This window comes from Natronospira sp., assembly GCF_007134575.1.
Classification (GTDB): domain Bacteria; phylum Pseudomonadota; class Gammaproteobacteria; order Natronospirales; family Natronospiraceae; genus Natronospira; species Natronospira elongata.
Map to the genome: position 1 here is coordinate 1 of NZ_SLKM01000198.1, position 20,004 is coordinate 20,004.

15 protein-coding genes are annotated in these 20,004 nt (G+C 61.7%); 9 read left to right on the top strand and 6 right to left on the bottom strand.

The annotated features are described in order from the left end of the window. Positions 1-137 precede the first annotated feature (137 nt). The 4 genes from ACJWXQ_RS07735 (at position 138) to ACJWXQ_RS07750 (ending at position 3,792) form a co-directional block, all read left to right on the top strand. Positions 138-572, top strand: coding sequence for a PH domain-containing protein (locus ACJWXQ_RS07735; RefSeq protein ID WP_406672523.1), 435 nt, complete (start codon positions 138-140; stop codon positions 570-572). Positions 573-638: 66 nt separating this feature from the next. Next, the gene (locus ACJWXQ_RS07740) at positions 639-1,706 is read left to right on the top strand and encodes a PA0069 family radical SAM protein (protein ID WP_406672524.1); all 1,068 of its coding nucleotides are present in this window, start codon (positions 639-641) and stop codon (positions 1,704-1,706) included. Between the two features lie 33 nt (positions 1,707-1,739). After that, positions 1,740-2,276, top strand: coding sequence for a PH domain-containing protein (locus ACJWXQ_RS07745; RefSeq protein WP_406672525.1), 537 nt, complete (start codon positions 1,740-1,742; stop codon positions 2,274-2,276). Further along, the gene (locus ACJWXQ_RS07750; protein WP_406672526.1) at positions 2,269-3,792 is read left to right on the top strand and encodes a PH domain-containing protein; all 1,524 of its coding nucleotides are present in this window, start codon (positions 2,269-2,271) and stop codon (positions 3,790-3,792) included. The genes ACJWXQ_RS07745 and ACJWXQ_RS07750 overlap by 8 nt, the downstream gene beginning before the upstream one ends. On the opposite strand, the gene ACJWXQ_RS07755 is transcribed toward ACJWXQ_RS07750, so the two are convergent. Then, a complete protein-coding gene (locus ACJWXQ_RS07755; protein WP_406672527.1) occupies positions 3,789-5,810 on the bottom strand; it encodes a methyl-accepting chemotaxis protein in 2,022 nt (673 codons plus the stop codon). The genes ACJWXQ_RS07750 and ACJWXQ_RS07755 overlap by 4 nt on opposite strands. Before the next feature lie 193 nt (positions 5,811-6,003). On the opposite strand from ACJWXQ_RS07755, the gene ACJWXQ_RS07760 reads away from it, so the two are divergent. Then, on the top strand, positions 6,004-9,267 hold the full coding sequence (locus ACJWXQ_RS07760; RefSeq protein WP_346052504.1) for a PDZ domain-containing protein: 3,264 nt from the start codon (positions 6,004-6,006) through the stop codon (positions 9,265-9,267). A 93-nt stretch (positions 9,268-9,360) separates the two neighbouring features. On the opposite strand, the gene ACJWXQ_RS07765 is transcribed toward ACJWXQ_RS07760, so the two are convergent. The 3 genes from ACJWXQ_RS07765 to ACJWXQ_RS07775 are packed head-to-tail and all read right to left on the bottom strand — an operon-like array spanning position 9,361 to position 12,638. After that, complete coding sequence (locus ACJWXQ_RS07765; RefSeq protein ID WP_406672528.1) at positions 9,361-9,771, bottom strand: hypothetical protein; 411 nt, start codon at positions 9,769-9,771, stop codon at positions 9,361-9,363. Between the two features lie 38 nt (positions 9,772-9,809). Then, the gene (locus tag ACJWXQ_RS07770; RefSeq protein ID WP_346052500.1) at positions 9,810-10,229 is read right to left on the bottom strand and encodes a DoxX family protein; all 420 of its coding nucleotides are present in this window, start codon (positions 10,227-10,229) and stop codon (positions 9,810-9,812) included. 30 nt (positions 10,230-10,259) lie between these two features. After that, positions 10,260-12,638 carry a PqqD family peptide modification chaperone gene (locus ACJWXQ_RS07775; protein WP_346052498.1) on the bottom strand — a complete coding sequence of 793 codons (2,379 nt, stop codon included), beginning with the start codon at positions 12,636-12,638 and terminating at the stop codon, positions 10,260-10,262. Between the two features lie 136 nt (positions 12,639-12,774). Between ACJWXQ_RS07775 and ACJWXQ_RS07780 the strand changes: the two genes are divergently transcribed. The 4 genes from ACJWXQ_RS07780 (at position 12,775) to ACJWXQ_RS07795 (ending at position 17,200) form a co-directional block, all read left to right on the top strand. Next, positions 12,775-14,133 carry a leucyl aminopeptidase family protein gene (locus ACJWXQ_RS07780; protein WP_346052497.1) on the top strand — a complete coding sequence of 453 codons (1,359 nt, stop codon included), beginning with the start codon at positions 12,775-12,777 and terminating at the stop codon, positions 14,131-14,133. Between the two features lie 240 nt (positions 14,134-14,373). Continuing rightward, positions 14,374-15,561: a Na/Pi symporter gene (locus ACJWXQ_RS07785; RefSeq protein WP_346052496.1), complete on the top strand. Its 1,188-nt coding sequence runs from the start codon at positions 14,374-14,376 to the stop codon at positions 15,559-15,561. Positions 15,562-15,601: 40 nt separating this feature from the next. Then, positions 15,602-16,297, top strand: coding sequence for a PhoU domain-containing protein (locus ACJWXQ_RS07790; protein ID WP_346052494.1), 696 nt, complete (start codon positions 15,602-15,604; stop codon positions 16,295-16,297). Positions 16,298-16,303: 6 nt separating this feature from the next. Further along, positions 16,304-17,200 (top strand): hypothetical protein, encoded by an 897-nt coding sequence (locus ACJWXQ_RS07795; RefSeq protein ID WP_346052493.1) that lies wholly within the window; start codon positions 16,304-16,306, stop codon positions 17,198-17,200. 98 nt (positions 17,201-17,298) lie between these two features. Here the strand turns inward: ACJWXQ_RS07795 and ACJWXQ_RS07800 are convergent, their stop codons facing one another. Next, complete coding sequence (locus ACJWXQ_RS07800) at positions 17,299-18,501, bottom strand: pyridoxal phosphate-dependent aminotransferase (RefSeq protein WP_406672529.1); 1,203 nt, start codon at positions 18,499-18,501, stop codon at positions 17,299-17,301. Positions 18,502-18,514: 13 nt separating this feature from the next. Beyond that, the gene (locus ACJWXQ_RS07805) at positions 18,515-19,939 is read right to left on the bottom strand and encodes an aldehyde dehydrogenase family protein (RefSeq protein ID WP_406672530.1); all 1,425 of its coding nucleotides are present in this window, start codon (positions 19,937-19,939) and stop codon (positions 18,515-18,517) included. Positions 19,940-20,004 lie beyond the last annotated feature (65 nt).

The window sequence follows — 20,004 nt, forward strand, 5'->3', positions numbered from 1 at the left end:
ATCGGGATCCGATGGCGGCCGCGGTGTTCGATAATTCCGATCTTCCCGATGAGCCCTTGCCGGGCCAGGAAGATGAGCTGGATGGGGACGATCAGTGGCGTGATGGATAGCGCTTGTCAGATCAACGAGGAAAGACAATGAAAAGGGTGTACAGATCGAAGATTGATACCTGGCTGCTGCTGGTTTTGTTGGGGGTAATGGGCGTCTGCGCCTATTCGGGCGTCAATATGTTCCTGAGCGGGCATGAGGCATGGTGGTCCTATCTGGCTGTCTGGGGACTGGGGGTATTGTTACCGCTATGGCTTTTGACGGGCACCTATTACGTCCTCAGCCCGGAGCGACTGATTGTTCGCAGTGGGCCGGTGAAGTGGCAAGTGCCAGTGAGCGAGATTCGCAGCATCATTCCGACCAGGAACCCCCTGTCCAGCCCGGCGCTCTCGCTTGATCGTCTGAAGATCAACTACGGCATTGGCAAGTACGTCATGATTTCTCCACGGGAAAGAGAGGCCTTCATCCAGCAGCTGACGGAACTGTCCGGCGTGGAGGTGGGCCGCACCCGCAGCCGGGTCTGATGGCTTGCCAGTGGCCTTCCTCGCGGGTACTGTATGGGTGTACAGTTCTCGTTGGAGGCCCAGGGCATGAGAAACCCCGGCAAGCACAAGGGGCGCGGGGCCTGTTCCAGTCCCGCACCCCGGTTTCGGCCGGTGCGGCATGAGGCGGTGGATGATGGCTGGTGGCAGGACGAGGCGCCGGCCCCGCAAACCGTGGTCATGCCGGATCCGGCGCGCACGGTCATCAGCCGGAATCAGTCTCCCGATGTACCCTTTGATCGCAGTATCAACCCCTACCGGGGCTGTGAGCACGGCTGCATCTACTGCTTCGCCCGACCCAGCCACGCCTATCTGGACCTCTCGCCGGGGCTGGATTTCGAGACCCGTCTGTTTGCCAAGCTGGAAGCGGCGGATCGTCTCAAAGAGGAATTGGCACGGCCGTCCTATCGATGCGCGCCCATCGTATTGGGGGCCAACACCGATGCCTATCAGCCGGTGGAAAAGGATTACCGCATCAGTCGTGGGATTCTGGAAGTGCTGGCCGATTGCCGGCATCCGGTCTCCATCCTCACCAAGAGCGGCTTGATCCTGCGAGACCTGGATATCCTGGTGCCCATGGCTCGGCGGGGGCTGGTCAATGTCATGGTCAGCGTGACCACGCTGGACAGTGAGCTGAAGCGGCGCCTGGAACCCCGAACCCCATCCGGCGAGCGGCGCCTGGCGGTGGTGCGGCGCTTGAACGAAGCGGGGGTGCCGACGGGCATCTTGCTGGCGCCGGTCATACCGGCCATCAATGACCCGGAACTGGAGACCATCGTGGCGGAGTCGGCTGCGGCGGGCGCGGTTTGTGTCGGCAGTGTTATCCTGCGCCTGCCCCATGAACTATCACAACTGTTCCGGGAGTGGCTGCAGGCGCATTATCCGGATCGCGCCGGGCGGGTGATGAAGATACTGCAGTCCATGCGGGGTGGTCGGGATAATGACAGCGACTTTGGTCGTCGCATGCGAGGGCAGGGGCCCTTTGCCGACCTCATTGCCCGACGCATGCAACTGGCCCGTCGGCGGGTCGGACTGTATCGACGCGAGCAAGTATCTCTGGACTGTGGCCAGTTCCGGCATCCGGAGGTATCGGGTAGTCAGATCTCCTTGCTCTAGAGGAGATTGATCGATGGCAAGCAAGGGGGGATTGTGAACCAGCAAAGCTTTTCCAACGAGCCGGTCGCGGTGGGCGAGTTGCCGGATTTCTCCCGGCTCGAAGTCAATCCGGTCAGTGCCCGCTACCGTCCCTACAATCTCTTGACCGGCTGCCTGTTCATGGTGGTGGTCAGTGTGGTGGCCGTGGTCGGCGTCGGACTGATTTTCAGTTGGTTTCAGGCACTGTGGGTAGGGATAGTGGCCAGTCTGGCGACGGCGGCCGCTATCGGCCATGCCTGGCTGGAGCCGGCCTATCGGGGCTGGGCCGTGCGGGAACGGGATCTGGTAGAGCGCCACGGTGTGGTCTGGCGGCGCGAGGTTGTCCTGCCCATTGCCCGTATCCAGCATGTGGAAACTGCATCCGGCCCCGTGGAACGCTGGTTTGGCCTCATGCGCCTGCAATGCTTTACCGCCGGCGGTGCCACCGCCGACCTCGTCTTTCATGGCCTGTCTGCCGATACCGCCCTGCGCATCCGCAGTCACCTGATGGATAGTATCGACGCCGAGCCTGGCAATCCTGCCCATGATTGAGAATGAGACCGCATGGCGGCGCTTGTCCTGGTTTGCCCTGCTGCCGGTAGGGCTGCGGATCGGGGTACGCATGATTCGGGAATCGCTCCCTGCACTGCTTGGCGCGGGGGCGGGTGCCGTTCTGCTTGCTGGCTTCGGTCTGCGAGAGCTGGGTCTGCTGGCCCTGGCAGCCTTGCTGCTGTTGGTTCTCTACGCCATGGCCTGGCACCGCCGTTTCCGTTACCGCCTGGACAGTGATGCCATCCGGGTACGCAGTGGGCTGTTTCAGCGCCGTGAGCTGAGGGTACCCTGGGACCGGGTCCGCAATGTGGAGTTGCGCCAGGCCTTTTATCTTCGGCCAATGGACCGTCTGGGCGTGGTCGTGGAGACCGCCGGCGGGCAGGGAGAAGAGGTCAGCATCGAGGCCCTGCCTCGGGCGGTGGCCGAGGATATCCGTCGCCGCGCCAGTACCAGCCCTACGGTCTTGGCGCAGGACGAGGAACCTGCGGCTGAGCCGGGCCCGGTGCGAGGGCAGTGCCTGCATGCGCCCGGACCCGGCCGAGTTTTCCTGCACGGGGTTGCCAGTGGCCAGGTCTGGTTGCTGCTGGCGGCACTCGGTGGTCTCTACGGCCCCATGTCAGGGAGGATCAATGAGCGGGTGGGTGACTGGCTCAATCGCTTTGACGGGGGGCTGGCCGGCGAGCTCGGCCTGAGCTGGGGGGTGATGCTGCCGGCCGGGCTTGCATTGATTCTGGCGCTGCTTTTTCTGGCCGCCGGTGTGGCCTCGACGGTTCGCTACCACGCCTACCAGTTGTTTCTCGCGCCTGATCGGCTGCGGGCGCGTCACGGTCTGTTCGAGACCCGGGAACGGAGCCTGCGGCTGGAAAAGCTGCAGGCGTTGTCGCGGGTCGAGTCGGCGGTGGGGCGGTTATTGGGGCAGTGTTATCTCAAAGGTCACCAGGCGAGTGCGGGCGACACTGTGGAGGGCGGGGAGTCCAGCAGCGCCATGGTGATTCCGGGCGTTGCCCGGCCGGCATCTCGGGATCTGATGCTTGCCATTGATCCGTGCTGTCGCTGGCCGTCGCACATGCAGGGCGTGGACCCACGCTTCAAGGCATTCTGGCGGCCGCGAATCCAGCTTCTGCTCCTGGTGGGCCTGTTTTTTCTGATGCTGCGTCTGGGTTCGGAACCCTGGGGGGTGATTGTGGCGGCATCAGTGCCGGTCGTCATTATCGTGTTGTTGACCGGCCTGGCGGTGCAGTTGCGCCATCACCGCTGGCGCTGGGCCGAGGACCAGGGCTACCTGTTCATCAGCAGCGGCTTTCTGGGGCGGCATGATGAAGCCTTTGCCATGCACCGGGTTCAGCACCTGCGGGTGAAGAGCAATCCCTTTCAGCGCCGTGCCGGATTGGTGGAGCTGGAGTTGTGGCTGGCAGACGGGCCACGACGGATTCCCTTTATTCCCCGGGAAGAAGCTGTGTCTCTGGCCAACCGGGTACTGTACGAGGTGGAGTCGCGGGGACCACAGTTTCTCTAATGTTTGATGCGAAACACCCGGGTTGTCTCATTCAGGTGAGTGAGTGTCTGTTCCATTCGATCCACGGATTGAGCGGAGCGGTGGGCCGCCTGACTGGTGTCCTGGGAGACCGATGAGATGCTGTTGATCCGTTGATTCATGTCCGCCGCTGCCTGGGATTGTTCGTCGGCCGCCATGGCCACCTGGCTGCTCAGGTCGCGGATGGCATTGACCGCCTTGACGATTTTTTCCAGGGCCGCATCGGCATTATGTCCATCCTGGTCACGGTCGTCGTCTGTTACTGATTCCTGTCCAGCCATGGCCTCCAGGGCGTCGTTCGCATGCTCCTGAAACTGGCCCAGCAGTTTTTGCACCTGGGCGGTGGCCTCCCGCGTCTTGACTGCCAGACGGCGGACTTCTTCGGCAACCACCGCAAAGCCCTTGCCATGTTCCTTGGCCCGAGCCGCTTCTACGCTGGCATTCAGGGAGAGCATATTGGTTTGCAGGGCGATTTCGTTGATCACCTCGACAACCTTGGTGATCTGGTGGCTTTCCTGGTGCAGGCCGCGGATCACGGCCACGGCTTCACCGACGATCTGGCGGCCATCCCGGGCGGTCTGGTCGGCATCCCGAGCTGCCTCGGCGGTCGTACCGGTGTGCTCGGCGACATGCTCCACGGCGGTGGCCATCTCTTCCATGGCAGCGGCCAGTTGCTCCAGGTCCCGGTCCTGTGTCTCGGCGCCACGCTCCACCGATTTGGCCGTGTCCAGGACCTGAGCCATCTCCTGGGAGGCTGCCTCCGCGGCCCGGGATATATCGGCAATAATGCCTTCAAAACGCGCCTGCATGGTATTGAAGGCTTGTGCCAGGGCTTGCAGCTCTCGGCCGCCGCAAACCTCGGCCCGCAGGGTCAGATCATGATGACGGGCGGCCTCATCCATGGTTTCCGACAGGGACTGAATTCGCCGGCCAATGCCTTCCACGGTCCACAGGGCAAAGCCGCTGAGCGCCAGCCCTGCCAGCAGCATCAAGACCACCGTCCATATGGACCAGAGACCGTCCCGACGAAGGTCGGCGATACGGCTATTGCCGAGGGCGGCAATGGCGGCGCTGAGATCCCGCATTCCTGTCAGGGCCTGCTCACCGCTGTCCAGCCATTGTTCCACGAGGATGTTGTCCCGGGTACCGTCACGGAGCGACTCTCGGAGGGCACCATGATCGTCGAGGATAGACACCAGCGCCTGTTCTGCGAGGCGAATGCGCTCGCTGTGGCTGGCGTGCTCCCGGTCAGCGAGGAAGAGAGCGAAGGAATTGAAATTCATGCGCGGGGCGAGGGCCTGCTCATCCATCAGGCTATCCAGACCGATCTGCAGGGCGCCCATACCGTTGCGCACGGGGTCAGCTGCGAGATCGAGGTCTTCTTCCAATAGCGACCGGGCCATCAAGGCCCGTTCCCGGCTGATGTCCTCGGCTGCCCGAGACAGGGCCTGTTGTTGACGCAGGCTATTGACCAGGACTGAGCCACCACCACCAACCCGCGCCATCAGGCTTTCGGCCAGCCCATCCTGTGCCTGGAGCAATTCACTACTGGCCGCCATCCACTGCGCCGGGCTCACCTCGCGACCCTGATCCAGGCGGTCGCGCAGGTCGGCAAGTACTTGCGCGGCTTCCTTTACTTGCTCAAGCGGGGCCTGGACAGGGGACCGGGCCTCTGTGGCCAGCAGGGCTTCGACCAGGGTCAGGGCCTGATCCAACTGCCTTTCGCTTGCCTCGCTCAATTGCCCTCGTTCGCTAGCGCCAAGGTGGAGTCCGGCCAGCCAAGCATGGATCTGGTCCCGCTCCTGCCGCTGGGCATCGGCAGCGCTCAGCAGCTGATCGAGGGCGGCGCTGGTTTGCTCGAGTTGCCGGGCCTGCTGGTACTGCGGCAGATAGATCACCGCTGCCTGCCAGGCCACCATGGCCAGAAGCAGCCCGGCCATCAGGCCGACGGCAAGGCGGAGGAGGAGGCGAATACTGGTGCCGCTTGGCAGGAGTCGCATCAGCAGGTCCATGTCTGTTGAGTTGCGGGTGACAGTCACTGTAACGGTCGGAGGGGCATTATCCTTGAATCCATCAAGGGGCAAATTGACCCATGTCAGCGTTTTTCCGCCCGGCAGGGTAAAGGGTACTGGCAGGGGGTCGCGGTCTGCGGTAGATTCGTCTGCCTCATCTCAGCCGCAAGGATGTTCGTGTATGAAAGTCTCTCAGCGATTGGTCCTGCTTTCCCTGACCCTTTTGATGGCCCTGGCGCTTCCCTTGGCCGCGCTGGCCGATTCCACCCGCCTGCTGCGTCAGCCGGCGGTGTCGGATGAGCACCTGGCCTTCGTCTATGCCGGTGATATCTGGGTCAGCGAGCGGGATGGCAGTAAGCCCCGGCGTCTCACAGCGGACGACGCCGAAGAGAATAATCCCCACTTCTCCCCGGACGGCCGATGGATTGCCTATTCGGCTGCCTATGAAGGCAATACCGATGTCTATGTGATCGCCGTGGACGGTGGCCAACCCAAGCGCCTCACCTGGCACCCGGGTAATGACACCCCGGTGGGCTGGAGTGCCGATGGCGAGTCCGTGGCCTTTGCCTCTCGCCGGGAGACTGATCATGGCCGCTCCCTGCAGTTGTTCCATGTCTCTCGCGAAGGCGGCGCGCCTGTCAAGCAGATGGATGCCCGCTTCTTCCGTGGTCAATGGGATGAGGAAGGCCGTCGGCTTGCCTATATCGATTTCGGCCCGGCCTATAATGGGCTCTATGGTGGCAGCGCCGGCTGGAAGGGCTATCGGGGGGGTACCACGCCATCCATCCGTATTCTCGATGTGGAGGCCGATGAGGTTGTCGACATCGAAGGCAAGCGTGTCAATGACATCAATCCCCTGTGGATTGATAATCAGGTTTATTTCCTCTCCGATCGCGATGACAAGCTCTTCAATCTGTTCCGCTTCGACGAACAGAGTGGCGAGGTAGAGCGGGTCACCAATCAGGAAACCTGGGACATCCGCTGGGTCAGCACTAATGGCTCGGATGTGGTCTATGAGGCGGGCGGGTATCTTTATCAGCTCGACCTGACTAATGGTCAGGTCGAGCGAATTGATATCAGTATCAATCCGGATCTGCCGCAGCAACGCGCTGACTGGCGCGATGTTCGAGGGAATATCCAGCACGTGGGCATATCGCCCAGCGCCAAGCGCGCCATCATCACCGCGCGTGGCGAAGTGTTCACGGTGCCGGTAAAAGAAGGCTCCACCCGCAACTTGACGCGCACGGATGGGCAAAGAGAGTACACCGCAATTTGGTCGCCCAAGGGAGACCAGCTTGCCTGGATCGAGGAGTCCCTGGAAGGGCAAACCCTGGTGGTGAGTGATCAGCGGGGCCTGGGTGACCGTCAGCGTTTTGAGCTGGGGTCGGACTTCTATCAACTTGAGACCTGGGATGCCGAGAACGGGCGGATCATTTTCACCGATAACCGCCAGGGCATTCACTATATCGAGCTTAATCGTGGCCGTATTCGCCATGTGGATACCGCGCCGCGGGAAGGGCCCATCGATGTTGCCCTTTCCCCCGATGGTCGCTGGCTGGCCTATACCAAGTTCAAGGCCAACTTCTATCGTGATCTCAAGGTCTATGACTTTGATCGGCGTGAAAGCCATCTGATCAGTGACGGCATGGCCGACACCGCCTCGCCCGTCTTCAGCCGGGATGGCAAGCATCTTTACTTTGCCGCCTCCACCAACACCGGCCCCCGGCAATTCGGTCTGGACATGACCAGTCAGGAGCGTCCCTATCGGGCCGGCATCTACGCCATTGTGTTGCGTGCCGACGAGCCGTCGCCTCTGTTGCCCGGTAGTGGCGATGAGGAAATGGATGAGGGCAATAATAACGACGGCGATTCAGTGGAAACCCGAATTGATTTCGAGGGGCTGCTTCGTCGCACCGTCGCCCTGAATGTGCCCGAGGGCAATTATGGCTCCCTGCAGGTATCCGAAGACGGCAGCCTGTTCTACATGCGCCGGGTCCAGCCCGGGGCCACTCGCGAGCCGCCAGGCTCCTCGCCCATGCTCGAGAACCGTTTGCAGCGATTTGACTTCGAGCAGCGGGAAGAGCAAACCATGCTCTCGGGCCTGCTTGATTTTGAAATAACCGCCCGGGGTGGTCACATGCTGCTGCGGATGCTGAATGGTTCACTGGCCGTGGCGGAAATTGGCCGCGAGATTCAGCCGGAGAGTCTGGATCTCGGCGATCTGCGCATGCATGTGGATCCGCGCAAGGAGTGGGCACAGATCTTCGATGAAGCCTGGCGCATGCAGCGGGACTTCTTTTATGCCTCCAATCTCCACGGCGCGGACTGGGATGCGGTTTACGAGCAGTATCGGCCGATGGTGGACCATGTGGGCCGACGGGAAGACCTCAACGATGTTCTGGTGGAGATGATTGCCGAGCTGCATGCGGGCCATAACCGGGTAGGCGGCGGTGACGTCCACCGGGCCTCGGGTCCCAGTACAGGCCTATTGGGTGCAAACCTGAGTATTGATCAGGGCCGCTACCGGATTGATCGGATCTATTCCGGCGAATCCTGGAACCCCTTCCTGGAAGGCCCCCTGGCGGTTCCCGGCAACAAGGCCCGGGAGGGTGAATACATCCTTGCCATCAATGGCCGGGACATCAATGCAGACGATAATCTCTTCAAGCACCTGCAGAACACAGTGAATGAGCAGATCGTCTTGACCGTCGGCCCCGACGCCACCGGTCGCAACAGTCGAGACCTGGAGATCCGGCCGGTCGGTTCCGAGAACCAGCTTCGGCTCTGGGGCTGGGTCGAGGACAATCGGCGGGGTGTGGAGGAAGCCACTGACGGTCGGGTGGGTTATATCTACCTGCCCAATACCGCCGGTGCCGGTTATCGCTACTTCAACCGGATGTTCTACGCCCAGCTTGATCGCGAGGCCCTGATCATTGACGAGCGGGCGAACGGAGGCGGTCAGGCCGCCAACTACATCACCGAAGTCCTTGGCCGCGAGCATCTGGCCAACTGGGCCTACCGTGATGCCGAGATGAGCCGTACGCCCATGGGCGCACTGCATGGACCCAAGATCATGATGATCGATCAGGATGCGGGTTCCGGCGGTGATTTCCTGCCGTACTCCTTCCGTGAGCTGGGTATCGGCAAGTTGCTGGGGACCCGGACCTGGGGTGGTCTGATCGGGATATCCCGCAATCCACCACTGGTGGATGGCGGCTTCATGACCGTGCCCCATTTCCGCTTCATCGACCGGGACAACAATTGGTCGGTGGAGAACGAGGGCGTCGCCCCGGATATCCATGTGGAGCTGGATCCGGTGGCCGCCAACCAGGGCCGTGACAGCCAGCTGGAAAGCGCCATCGAGGAAATCCTCGATCAGCTTGAGTCCTGGGAGGATGATGTGCCCCGGGAGCAGCCGCCGCTGCCGACCGAGCTTGGTCGCTGACACGGTGGTCTAATCGAGGGAGCAGTAAGTAGCCACCGCTGGCCCGCGGGCCAGCGGGTCAGCGGTGGCTTACTTTCGGGGCCTGAAAGGCGATTAGTAAGAACCTTCGCCTTCGCTCTCTGCCTCTGCTTCTGCCTCTGCTTCTGCCTCTGCTTCTGCCTCTGCTTCTGCCTCTGCTTCTGCCTCTGCTTCTGCCTCTGCCTCAGCTTCTGCCTCAGCTTCTGCCTCAGCTTCTGCCTCAGCTTCTGCCTCAGCTTCTGCCTCAGCCTCAGCCTCAGCCTCAGCCTCTGCTTCACCTTCACCTTCTGCTTCAGGCATGGCCTCGCCCTCTGCCTCGGCCTCGCCAGCCGCGGCCATCAGATAACCGCGGTCCGTGACCACGTCGGAGCTGATGGCATGCACGGTTGCGCCGCCGGCGACGATGGCAAGTGCGGGCGCCACGTAGGCAACGCCGCGTGACAGGCTTTTCAGCAATTGATTTTTTTCAAGTTCCTCATCGGACATGGATTCCTCCTAGTCTTGATCCTGATAGCAAAACGCCATCAGATGTCATTCCCCCGAATCAGCAAATAAATGCCGAGGAAGAGCAGGGTGGCCTGGAACATCATGCCGCCCATGGGGAAATCCGGTGTTGCCATGAAATGCCATTGCCCCCAATGGGCGATGAATATGGCACCCAGAAGCACCGGGATGGCTGCCAATGCACCCAGCCGCGTGATCCAGCCGCTAGTGAATGGCCCAAGCAGGACCAACAGCCCCGCAGCGATCTCGGCCAAGGCCACCAGGAAGGCGGCGAACACAGGTAGCTCCATGGCGGTGGCAAACTCCTGCAGGCCACCGCCCATGAACTTGTCGATGCCCATGTAGATAAAGACACTGCCCCAGGCGATGCGTAGCAACCAATGGGAGTGGAATTTCACTCCCTCAAGGGCCGGGTCGTTTGTGGATGTGGGTTGAGGCATGCTACCCCTCCTTTGGTGTCGTAGATAGGTTCAGTGATTGGGACGATCAGCGCAGGCGGCTGTTACGCCACTGTCTTGGGATTTTTTGGCCGGCAACAGCAGTTGCTCGACGGCATCGCTGATCTGGTCGGGATGCAGGGTTTTCACCTGCCGCTGTTTTAACCAACTGACCAGACGGTTCGTCGCTTCACGGCTGGTCAGGCCGGGCGCCCGCAACTCTCCCTTCATGGCCCGCTCGAGGAACAAAACCCGTTCTCTCTGGGCCTTGCTGGCGCTTTCCGTGGGAATCAGGACCGCTTCAATATCGAGCGGGCCGGCGTTGTCAGCGGCGGCGCCGGCGTCATAGGCGCAGATTTCGCCGCTGCCGCTTTGATGGAGATGGGGGCGCTGTGCCCGGCTTTCAGGCAGCCGCGCCGGTAGTCCCAGTGCGTGACATTGACCCTGTTCGTCGATCAGCAGGCCGTGTCCCAGGCTGAGCCCGCGGGCGAGGGCCAAGTCCGTGGCCAGGCCGGCAAACCCGCCGGGCTGGTCGTGGAGCACCAGCACCCCGTGGCCGTCGTCGGTTCGGATGACCAGGCCGTCCAGCAGCAGTTGACTGTCATCGGTAGCCAGCCTGAGCAAGGCCTCGATCAGTGTCGGGATAACTTCTGCCAGTGACAGTTCCCCGTCAATGTGTCGGCCATCTTCCAGAAGCTCATAGGCCCCCGGTGTTTGAGCCACGGTCAGAACGGGGCCCGCGCCCGGGCCATCATGTAGCCAGTTGCCGAGAGAGGCTTCGATACGGTGGATGACCGGTCTGTCCGCGCTCTGGACCGTGATGTTGCGCCCGGCCAGGGTCAGTGTTCTTGCCTGTAGCGGGCCGCTCTCGGCTTCCGGCGCGGCTGGGGCCGTCTCTGCGCTGTGGGCAAGCAATCGCTCATCGCACCAGTCCGCCAGGATGTGCCAGACGTCATGACGAATCTGCTGGCGCAGGCCGGGGGTGGGCTGTTCACACTGCTCCGCCAGTTGCTTTGCGATCTCGTCGGGCCCGTGTCCCTCGCCGGCCAGGAGCCAGACCAGGCTGGCAGTCTCATTGGGTTGTCGAATACGCTGCGTGTGCGCATCACAGAGGTATAGCTTGCCATCGTCGATGACTTCGGTGGCCTGTGCGGGGGGGATGGCCGGCGAATCCGGGGGGCTTGCCGCCAGACGTTCAGCCAATACCTGATCGGCAAGACGGGGCATGGGGAAGTAGGGCAGGTATTGCTCGCCCTGGGCATTGGGCATCAGTCGCTGGAAGCCCCCGGCAGCGGCCGTCTCCCGTTCCATGTCTTCCTCGGCCGCGGTCAGCGGGTCCGGTTGAGAGGAACGGGGCGGGAAGTCCTGCTCATTGAGGCCGATCAGATTGACCATGTCCTGAATCACTTGCCGTTTGATTGCCTCTTCGGTGTCGCCCCCATCCTTGGGTGCGGCGGCAACTTCCATGGATGGGCTCAGATTGCACTCCAGTATCCAGGGTTTGAGTTCCTCATCCACCAGGCAATCAAGGCCCAGGAGTTCATAGCAGGCCGCTGGGTCAGCGCCCCGCAGCCGCAGTTGGCGCAGAAAATGTTCCCGCGAGGCGATAAGGGTCAGGGTGACCAGATCTCGTATGCGTTCAAACAATGGCTCCGGCTCCGCCCCCTGTTCTCGGAGCCATTCCCGGTAGCCGGCCATGTTGACGAAGACCACCGGTTCGTCGGCATCGGCATTGAGGGCATTGACATCTGGGTTGGTGAGGTGGACCCAGGGGTTGTCCAGGTCATCCAGACTCCAGGGGAGGGAAGCCAGTTTGGCGAAGCCTTCCTCGTACAGATAGACCCGCAGCGGATCGACACTGGTTACCAGTACATACAGCCGGAGAACATATTTGCGCCCCCGCATGATATGGGGCCGGTCCAGATAGGACTGGACCATCCAGTCCTCGCCGCCGGGCACCAGGGCCGGGTCCTTGACCACGCTGATGCCGCGGCCTCGGGAGGAGTTCTTGGGCTTGAGGATCCAGCGGCGCTCGGGCTGGTCACACGCTGCCTGCTGAAATGCATGATAATCCCTCGGCATATCAAAGGTATGTGGAAAGAAGTTGAGGCGCTTTACAAAGTCATGATCCGGCCCGTATCGAGCCAGCATGCGGGATCGGGTGGCAGCCAGGGTCTGATGCAGGCGGCTTTTTATGGTGAGACTGTTATTGCCCGGAATGTGGTTGATGCGGTGCCCGGCGCTTGCCTGCCGGAAGACCGCCGGCTTTGGCATCCCGGTGTACCAGGCAGCCTGCCAGTCCGATTCGTCACCTTCGCGCCAGAGTCGAGAATCCAGTGCATCGCGAAAAAAACGATCCTGATCCGGCTTGCGTTTGCCTCCCAGCCAGAAGCGGCGCTTGCGCTGTGACATGGTTTCCCCCCAGCCAGTTCTTGGTGCGTTAGGTGGGGGACGCCCGTGAATGCTGCCCGTTACGCTTCTGGGACACACAGAAGCCGGGCGGCGATGATATTCTGTTGCGCCTGCAAATCACCCACAGGAGACAGGCATGTTGACCGAGTCCGCCACTGGCACCACTCCAATCCATCCGGTTACCCGGGACGATTTCGAAACCTGGCTGGAACAGGCTGATGCCGACATTCGTGATTGGGCCAGGGCGAGTGGCTTCGAGGGTGAGGCCGGGCGACATCTCCTGGTCCCGGACGGCCAGGGTGGCGTGAGCTCCGTGCTCGTCGGTCACGAGGAGCATGAGCGCATCTGGGCGCTGGCAAGTCTGCCGGGGCAATTGCCGGCCGGCGACTATCACCTGGCGGGGGATTGGTCGGACGAGGAGGGCATCCGCGCCAGCGTGGGCTGGTTGTTGGGTGCCTATCGATTTGATCGCTACAAATCCATGCCGGCGCCTCAGGCACGTCTGACGGTCAAGCCGGAATGGCGGCAGCAGGCCGAGGTGCTGGCCGGTGCCGCGTCCCGGGTTCGGGATCTGGTCAATACCCCGGCGATCGATCTGGGCCCCGAGGAACTGGCCGGAGCACTTGAGTCGCTGGCCGAGCGATTCAATGCCGATTACTACTGCTATGAGGGTGAAGAGCTCAAGAGGGAATTTCCCGCCGTCCATGCCGTGGGCCAGGCGGCCAGCCGGGGACCGCGCCTGGCCAGGTTGAGTTGGGGCAACCCCGACCATCCCAGCCTGGCCCTGGTGGGCAAGGGCGTGGTCTTTGACTCCGGGGGGCTGAATATCAAGCCCGGCGCCGGCATGGTGCTGATGAAAAAGGACATGGGGGGTGCCGCCCATGTCATTGGCCTCGCCGAGATCATCATGAGCCTGGGTCTCAAGGTACATCTGCGGGTGTACGTGCCGGCAGTTGAAAACGCCATTGCCGGCAACGCCTATCGTCCGTCGGATATCATCCGCACCCGGAATGGCACCACGGTGGAAATCGGCAACACGGATGCGGAAGGGCGGGTCATTCTCTCCGATGCCTTGAGCCTGGCCTGCGAGGAAGGTGCCGAACGGGTGATCGATTTCGCCACCCTGACCGGCGCGGCCCGGGTGGCCTTGGGTGAGGATCTGCCGCCGGTGTATGGGCGTGACCAGGCCGCCCTGCGGCAACTGCAGGACCTGAGTTTCTCGGAGGAAGACCCCCTGTGGCACATGCCGCTCTACAAACCCTATAAACGTCAGATTCAACCCGCGCTGGCGGACCTGTCCAATACCGGCACCACGCCCCAGGGGGGGAGCCTGACGGCCGCCCTGTTCCTGGATCATTTCGTTGCCGCGGACCGGGACTGGATGCATCTCGATATCTACGCCTGGAATCTGTCGGATCGTCCAGGCCGGCCGGCCGGGGGTGAGGCCCAGGGGTTGCGGGCCGTGTGGGCCTGGTTGCGTCGGGTGTATGACTGAGTGAAAAGGGGTGTGCCGGTATTTGGGTTAGAGAGCCCATAGGTTAACGGTATGTTACGGGGCAATGAAGCTTGGTTTACAGGGCTGAAATAATCCTTGCGAAATGTGACGGCCTTGGGTACGGTTCACCCCGAAATCGGTTGCGGTCGGCGCTCACAGGGCGGCGGGGGTCGGGCCGAATCGATATCCAGTCTGTTCCCGAAAGAACAACCTGGCCTCGTGCCATTCTGGTGTTGATTTATGGTCCAAACCCATAACCCCGCCCTGCGTCGCCGTGGGCATCCGCCGGAGGTTCCAGCCTGGCTGCGTGGCATCTACGCCGGCCTTTGTCTGTACCTCTTTCTCTCCGCGCTCAATATCATGGGTTCCGGCCTCGGGACCTTTGGCCAGGAGAGTGATTGGCTGACCCGGGCCTTTGCCTACGGGCAGAATCCCTTCATTGCCCTGATGGGAGCGGTGATCGTCACCGCCATCGTCCAGAGCTCTTCCTTTACCACCGCCTTGATCGTGACATTGGTAGCGACAGGGGAGATGACCCTGGGCACGGCGGTTTTCGCCATCATGGGCGCGAATATCGGCACCTCGGTGACCGCGGTAATCGTGGCCCTGGCCAATCTGCGCATTCGCAGCACCTTCCGGCGATCATTTACCGCCGCCCTGATTCATGATCTCTTCAATCTGCTCACCGTGGCAGTGCTGTTCCCTCTGGAATGGATCACGGGGCTGTTTCACGAAAGCGGGCGGGGTTTCATTACCCGTGCCGCGGCCAGTCTGGCGGATCTGATCGGCATGGAGCCTGTCGCCAATCCGAACAGTCCGGTTCGGGTGATTACCCGGCCCCTGGTGGATGGGAGCAATTGGCTGGGCGCGACCCTGATGCCCAATGAGATGGCCCAGGGCCTGTTCGTGGCCGGTCTCGGCTTGCTTTTGATGTTCATTGGCCTGGTTTTCATGGTCAAGAACCTGCGCGGCGCCTTGCTACGCCATATGGATGGCCTGTTCCGGACCTATTTCTTCCGTAATGACCTTCGCAGCTACGGCATCGGCGCGGTATCCACGGTCATGGTTCAGTCCAGCACCATTACCACGAGCCTGATGGTGCCCCTGGCCGGTGCCGGGGTGGTGCCCATGAAACGCCTGCTGCCCTTCATGATGGGCTCCAATCTCGGGACCACCGTCACCAGTGTGCTCGCCGCGACCGCCAACCCGGTCTCCGCGGCGGTGACGGTGGCCCTGGTCCACGTACTGTTCAATCTGATCGGCACCGCTATCTGGTATCCCCTGCGGATCGTGCCCATGCGTATTGCCAACTGGTATGGGCGGATTGCCGGAAAGTCGCCCAGATATGCGTTTTTCTTCCTGTTCCTGATATTCTTGGCAATACCTATTGCCGGTATTGCACTGACGGAATTGCTGGTCATCCACTAGCCGTGGCAACGGCTAGTCTGGCATCTGAGTGGAGAGCTCCATGTTTCGTGAAATTCTGAACGCCCTGGCTCACGGATCCACCATCGACAACGCCTTCTCCGAACTGGGGGAGATGCTGGAGCATGGTGTCTGGATGTTTGAGCGTGCCAATGAGGTGCTGCATAGCAAGGTTCCGGCCCAGGCAGTGAGCGAGAGCATCTACGAGCGTGACCGGGCCATCAATGAATTGGAGCGCTCCATCCGCCGCAAGGTATTGCGGTATCTGACGGTCAATCCGGGTTACGACGTGCCGGTTTGCCTGGCCCTGATGAGTGTGGCCAAGGATGCTGAACGCATTGGCGATTATTGCAAGAACGTATTTGAAGTTGGCCAGTTCTATAACGAAGACTTTACCGAAGCACGTTATCGCCAGGCGCTTGATCAGATTGCCGAGGAGACGGTGGTGATCTTCAAGCTGGTTTCGGCCGCCTGTCGGGACTCGGATGAAGGTCCGGCCTCGGAGGCCATAGAGAAAGCCAAGAGTATCCGTGGGCGTTGCGATGAGATCATCATGGGTCTGTTCCGGGATGAAGAGCAGATTCAGGTCCATGAGGCGGTGGCCTATTCCCTGCTGGCCCGTCATTACAAACGAGTCGTGGCCCATTTGGCCAATATCAGTACCGCCTTGCTGGGTCAGTTCGAGGACCTGGATTTCTACAACGACAACGACATTGCCGGTAAGCCCAAGGCGAGTTGATCGAATATGGCCTATCTGGCCTTCGTCACGGTTCTCTGGGCCTTTTCCTTCAGTCTGATCGATGTCTATCTGGCCGGGCAGGTGGACAGTGATTTTGCCGTGCTCAGCCGGGTGGGCCTTGCCCTCCTGCTGTTCCTGCCCCTGACTCGTCTGCGCGGTCTGCCCGCTGGCCTGCTGATGGGGGTTGTCGCGGTGGGCATGATGCAGTTCGGTCTGACCTACCTGTGCCTCTACCGTTCGTTTGCCTATCTCACCGTTCCGGAGATTCTTCTCTTCACGGTGACCACGCCGCTCTATGTGGCACTGGCCGATGATGCCCTGCATCGGCGGTTCGCGCCGATAGGCCTGGCGGCAGCACTATTGGCGGTCGGCGGGGCAGTACTGATCCGTTTCGATGGCATCAGTAGCGATTATCTTCTCGGCTTTGTGCTCATTCAGACCGCGAATCTTGCCTTTGCCCTGGGGCAGGTGGGTTACAAGCATCTGCTTGGCCACTATCACCCCAGTCTGCCCAGTTGGCGATTCTTTGGCCTTTTCTTTCTCGGCGGCACCCTGGTCTCGGCTCCGGCCTTTCTGATTTTCGGTGACGCCAGTCAGTTGCCGGAGACGGGCCTGCAGTGGGGGGTTATTGCCTGGTTGGGCATGGCGGCCTCGGGCCTGGGACTGTTTCTCTGGAATCGGGGCGCTTGTCTGGTGGATGGGGGCACCCTGGCGGTCATGAACAATGTCCTTATTCCCGCCGGTCTTCTGGTCAACATCCTTATCTGGAATCGTGATGCGGACCTGCTGCGCCTGGCACTGGGCAGTGCCGTGATCTTGCTTGGCCTGTGGGTGAATGCCCGCTACTCCCGTTATGCCGTTGTTCGTTGGCGGGGGCGGGAGGTGGGTTCAGGCGGAGGCTGAGGCCGCGCCGACGGTTGAATCGCGAATGAATTCGCTCCTACGGCAGACGAAGCGACGGTAGGAGCGAATTCATTCGCGATTCGGGCTGCGAATGCGGCTCAGGCCCCGGCCCGCCCCCAACGCAGAAGCCGTTCCTGGGCGGCATGGAGGGTCTGGTCGGATTTCCCGAAGCAGAAGCGGACCACCGACTCGCCCTCGTCACCGGAGAAGAAGGCGCTGCCGGGGACGCTTGCCACACCTGCCTGTTCCAGGATCTCCATGGCGGCGGCCTGACTGCTCGACTTGCCCAGTGGCGTGACATCGGCCAGGACATAGTAGGCACCCTCCGGGATTCTTGGGGTGAGACCGATGTCCTTGAGCACTCCACAGAAATCATCCCGCTTGAGCTGAAAGTCATGGGCCAGGCCCTGATAGTAGTCATCACCCAGAGCCTTGATAGTCTCGGCCACCGCCGCCTGCAGCGGAGATGGGGCGCAGACATAGTAAAGGTCATTGACCAGACCGATGGCCTGAGCCATGTCCCGGGGTGCGGTGAGAAAGCCGATTCGCCAGCCCGTGATGCTGTAGGTCTTGGAATAGCCGGAGATGGTTACCGTTCGGTCCCGAAGCGAGGGCAGGGTGGCCGGGCTGATATGCCGGTGGCCGTCAAATAGGAAATACTCGTAGATCTCATCCGTGATGCAGAGCAGATCGTGGCGCTGGCAGAGCTCGCCGAGCTGCTCCAGTTCCCGGCGCTTGAATACCCGGCCAGAAGGATTGCCCGGGGTATTGAGAACCAGTGCGCGGGCACCCTTTGCCGCTTCTTCCAGGGCAGCCATGTCCAAGGAGAAATCATCCGGCCGCAAACCCACCAGGCGAGTTTCCAGACCGGCCACGCGGGCGGTATTGAGATGGTAGCCGTAATAGGGCTCCAGCAGAATGATGGCGTCACCCGGGTTGCACAGGGCCATCACGGTGGTTGCGAAGGCACCGGTGCTGCCGATGGTCACCACAATCTCACCGTCCGGGTCCACATCGAGGCCATTGTGGCGTTGCAGACGATCGGCGAGGGCATGGCGTAGCCGTCCGATGCCGTCATAGCGAGTGTAGCGATTGTCCCCGCGCTCAATGGCCGGTGCCACTGCCCCGGCCAGTAGTTCCGGGGGCGGGGTGTCGCATATCCCCTGGCCCAGATTGACGCCGTCGAGCTCAAGGCAGCGCTGGGTCATGGCTCGAATATCGGATTGCACCAGGCTGGCCACCCGGTCGCTACGCACACGTTCCAGGCCGGTTCGGTCTGTCCGTTCTGCCTTGATCGCCATGCCGTCTTTCTCCTCAGGTCCAGCCGTGGGGGAAACGGATATTGAAGCAGTAGACCTTGGGCTCGGTCATTTCATTGAGAACATAGCCAACACCCTCGCGGCCGATGCCGGAACCCTTGACCCCGCCGAAGGGCGCCGCATCCAGTCGGTAGTCGCTGCTGTCGTTGATCATCACACCGCCGCACTCCAGGGCGTCAGCGATACGGAAGGCGGCATCCACGTCACGTGTAAACACACCGGCATGCAATCCGTAATCCACATTGTTTGCGATCTCGATGGCCTCGTCCTCGTCGCTGAAACGGTGCAGGGAAGTCACGGGCCCGAAAATCTCGTCTTTGACCATGGGGTGGTTGTCCGGCACCTGCTCGAGGACGGTGGGGGCGAAAAAGTTGCCATCGCGCTCATTGCCGACCAGGCAGCGAGCACCATCGGCGATCGCTTGCTCGACGGCAGCTTCGACCCTGTCGGCGGCGGCTTCATCGATGAGGGGGCCCATGTCCATATCCTCGGAGTATTTGTCGCCGTAGCGGATGCCCTTCATGCCTGCGATAAAGCGATCCCGAGCTTCGTCGTAGATCCTTTCATGGAGGAGCAGGCGCTGGACATGAAGGCAATTCTGACCGGCGGCGGCAATGGCCCCGCCGACCACTGCCGGTATGGCCTGTTCCAGATCGGCATCGTCCATGATGAGGGTGGGGGAGTTGCTGCCCAGCTCCATGCCGAATTTCTTCAATCCGGCCCGCTGCATGATGCGTTCCCCGGTCTCCCGGCCGCCGGTGAAGGAGATCATGCGCACCCGGTCGTCGGTGACCAGGGCGTCGCCGGCATCGCGCCCGTAACCGGGAATCACCTGCAGGATACCTTCCTCGATACCCGCCTCATGGAAAGCTTCCAGCAGCTTGATGGCCGAGAGCGGCGTAGCCTCATGGGGTTTGACGATCACCGCATTGCCACCGGCAATCGCCGGGCCCACCTTGTGAGCCACCAGATTCAGCGGGTCATTGAAAGGGGTGATGGCCCCAATCAGGCCCACCGGGATGCGCCGGGAGTAACCGAAGCGGTTTTCACTGCCCGGGCGCTGGTCGAAGGCGATGGTGTTGCCGACGATCCGTCGGGTCTCCTCGGCCGACAGACGCAGGGTCATCACTGCCCGCGCCACCTCGGCCCGGGCTTCATTGATGGTCTTGACCCCTTCCCGGGCAAGGATGTCGGCAAAGGCCTGGCGGTGGCGGTCCACATAGTCGGAGGCATCGTAGAGCACCCGCATGCGTTCATGGACGGGCATCCGGCGGGCCCTGGAGAGGGCGGCATCGGCCCTGTCGATGGCCTGCTGCATGCCGCGGGCGTCATAGCGCTCGATGCGCTCGACCAGACTGCCGTCCTGGGGATCAAGCACATCCATATGACCGCTGCTGCTGGGTATGGGGCTTGCGCTCATGCCGTCTCTCCTCGCCGTGTTGCTTCTGTGTTCAAAGTGAACCATGGAGCCCATCGGCGTCAATC

What these genes read in the sequence shown, in the direction of transcription:
- ACJWXQ_RS07735 (WP_406672523.1), top strand. Translation starts at nt 138, where the DNA reads ATGAAAAGGGTGTACAGATCGAAGATTGATACCTGGCTGCTGCTGGTT.
- ACJWXQ_RS07740 (WP_406672524.1), top strand. Translation starts at nt 639, where the DNA reads ATGAGAAACCCCGGCAAGCACAAGGGGCGCGGGGCCTGTTCCAGTCCC.
- ACJWXQ_RS07750 (WP_406672526.1), top strand. Translation starts at nt 2,269, where the DNA reads ATGATTGAGAATGAGACCGCATGGCGGCGCTTGTCCTGGTTTGCCCTG.
- ACJWXQ_RS07755 (WP_406672527.1), bottom strand. Translation starts at nt 5,810, where the DNA reads ATGCGACTCCTGCCAAGCGGCACCAGTATTCGCCTCCTCCTCCGCCTT.
- ACJWXQ_RS07760 (WP_346052504.1), top strand. Translation starts at nt 6,004, where the DNA reads ATGAAAGTCTCTCAGCGATTGGTCCTGCTTTCCCTGACCCTTTTGATG.
- ACJWXQ_RS07765 (WP_406672528.1), bottom strand. Translation starts at nt 9,771, where the DNA reads ATGTCCGATGAGGAACTTGAAAAAAATCAATTGCTGAAAAGCCTGTCA.
- ACJWXQ_RS07770 (WP_346052500.1), bottom strand. Translation starts at nt 10,229, where the DNA reads ATGCCTCAACCCACATCCACAAACGACCCGGCCCTTGAGGGAGTGAAA.
- ACJWXQ_RS07775 (WP_346052498.1), bottom strand. Translation starts at nt 12,638, where the DNA reads ATGTCACAGCGCAAGCGCCGCTTCTGGCTGGGAGGCAAACGCAAGCCG.
- ACJWXQ_RS07780 (WP_346052497.1), top strand. Translation starts at nt 12,775, where the DNA reads ATGTTGACCGAGTCCGCCACTGGCACCACTCCAATCCATCCGGTTACC.
- ACJWXQ_RS07785 (WP_346052496.1), top strand. Translation starts at nt 14,374, where the DNA reads ATGGTCCAAACCCATAACCCCGCCCTGCGTCGCCGTGGGCATCCGCCG.
- ACJWXQ_RS07790 (WP_346052494.1), top strand. Translation starts at nt 15,602, where the DNA reads ATGTTTCGTGAAATTCTGAACGCCCTGGCTCACGGATCCACCATCGAC.
- ACJWXQ_RS07795 (WP_346052493.1), top strand. Translation starts at nt 16,304, where the DNA reads ATGGCCTATCTGGCCTTCGTCACGGTTCTCTGGGCCTTTTCCTTCAGT.
- ACJWXQ_RS07800 (WP_406672529.1), bottom strand. Translation starts at nt 18,501, where the DNA reads ATGGCGATCAAGGCAGAACGGACAGACCGAACCGGCCTGGAACGTGTG.
- ACJWXQ_RS07805 (WP_406672530.1), bottom strand. Translation starts at nt 19,939, where the DNA reads ATGAGCGCAAGCCCCATACCCAGCAGCAGCGGTCATATGGATGTGCTT.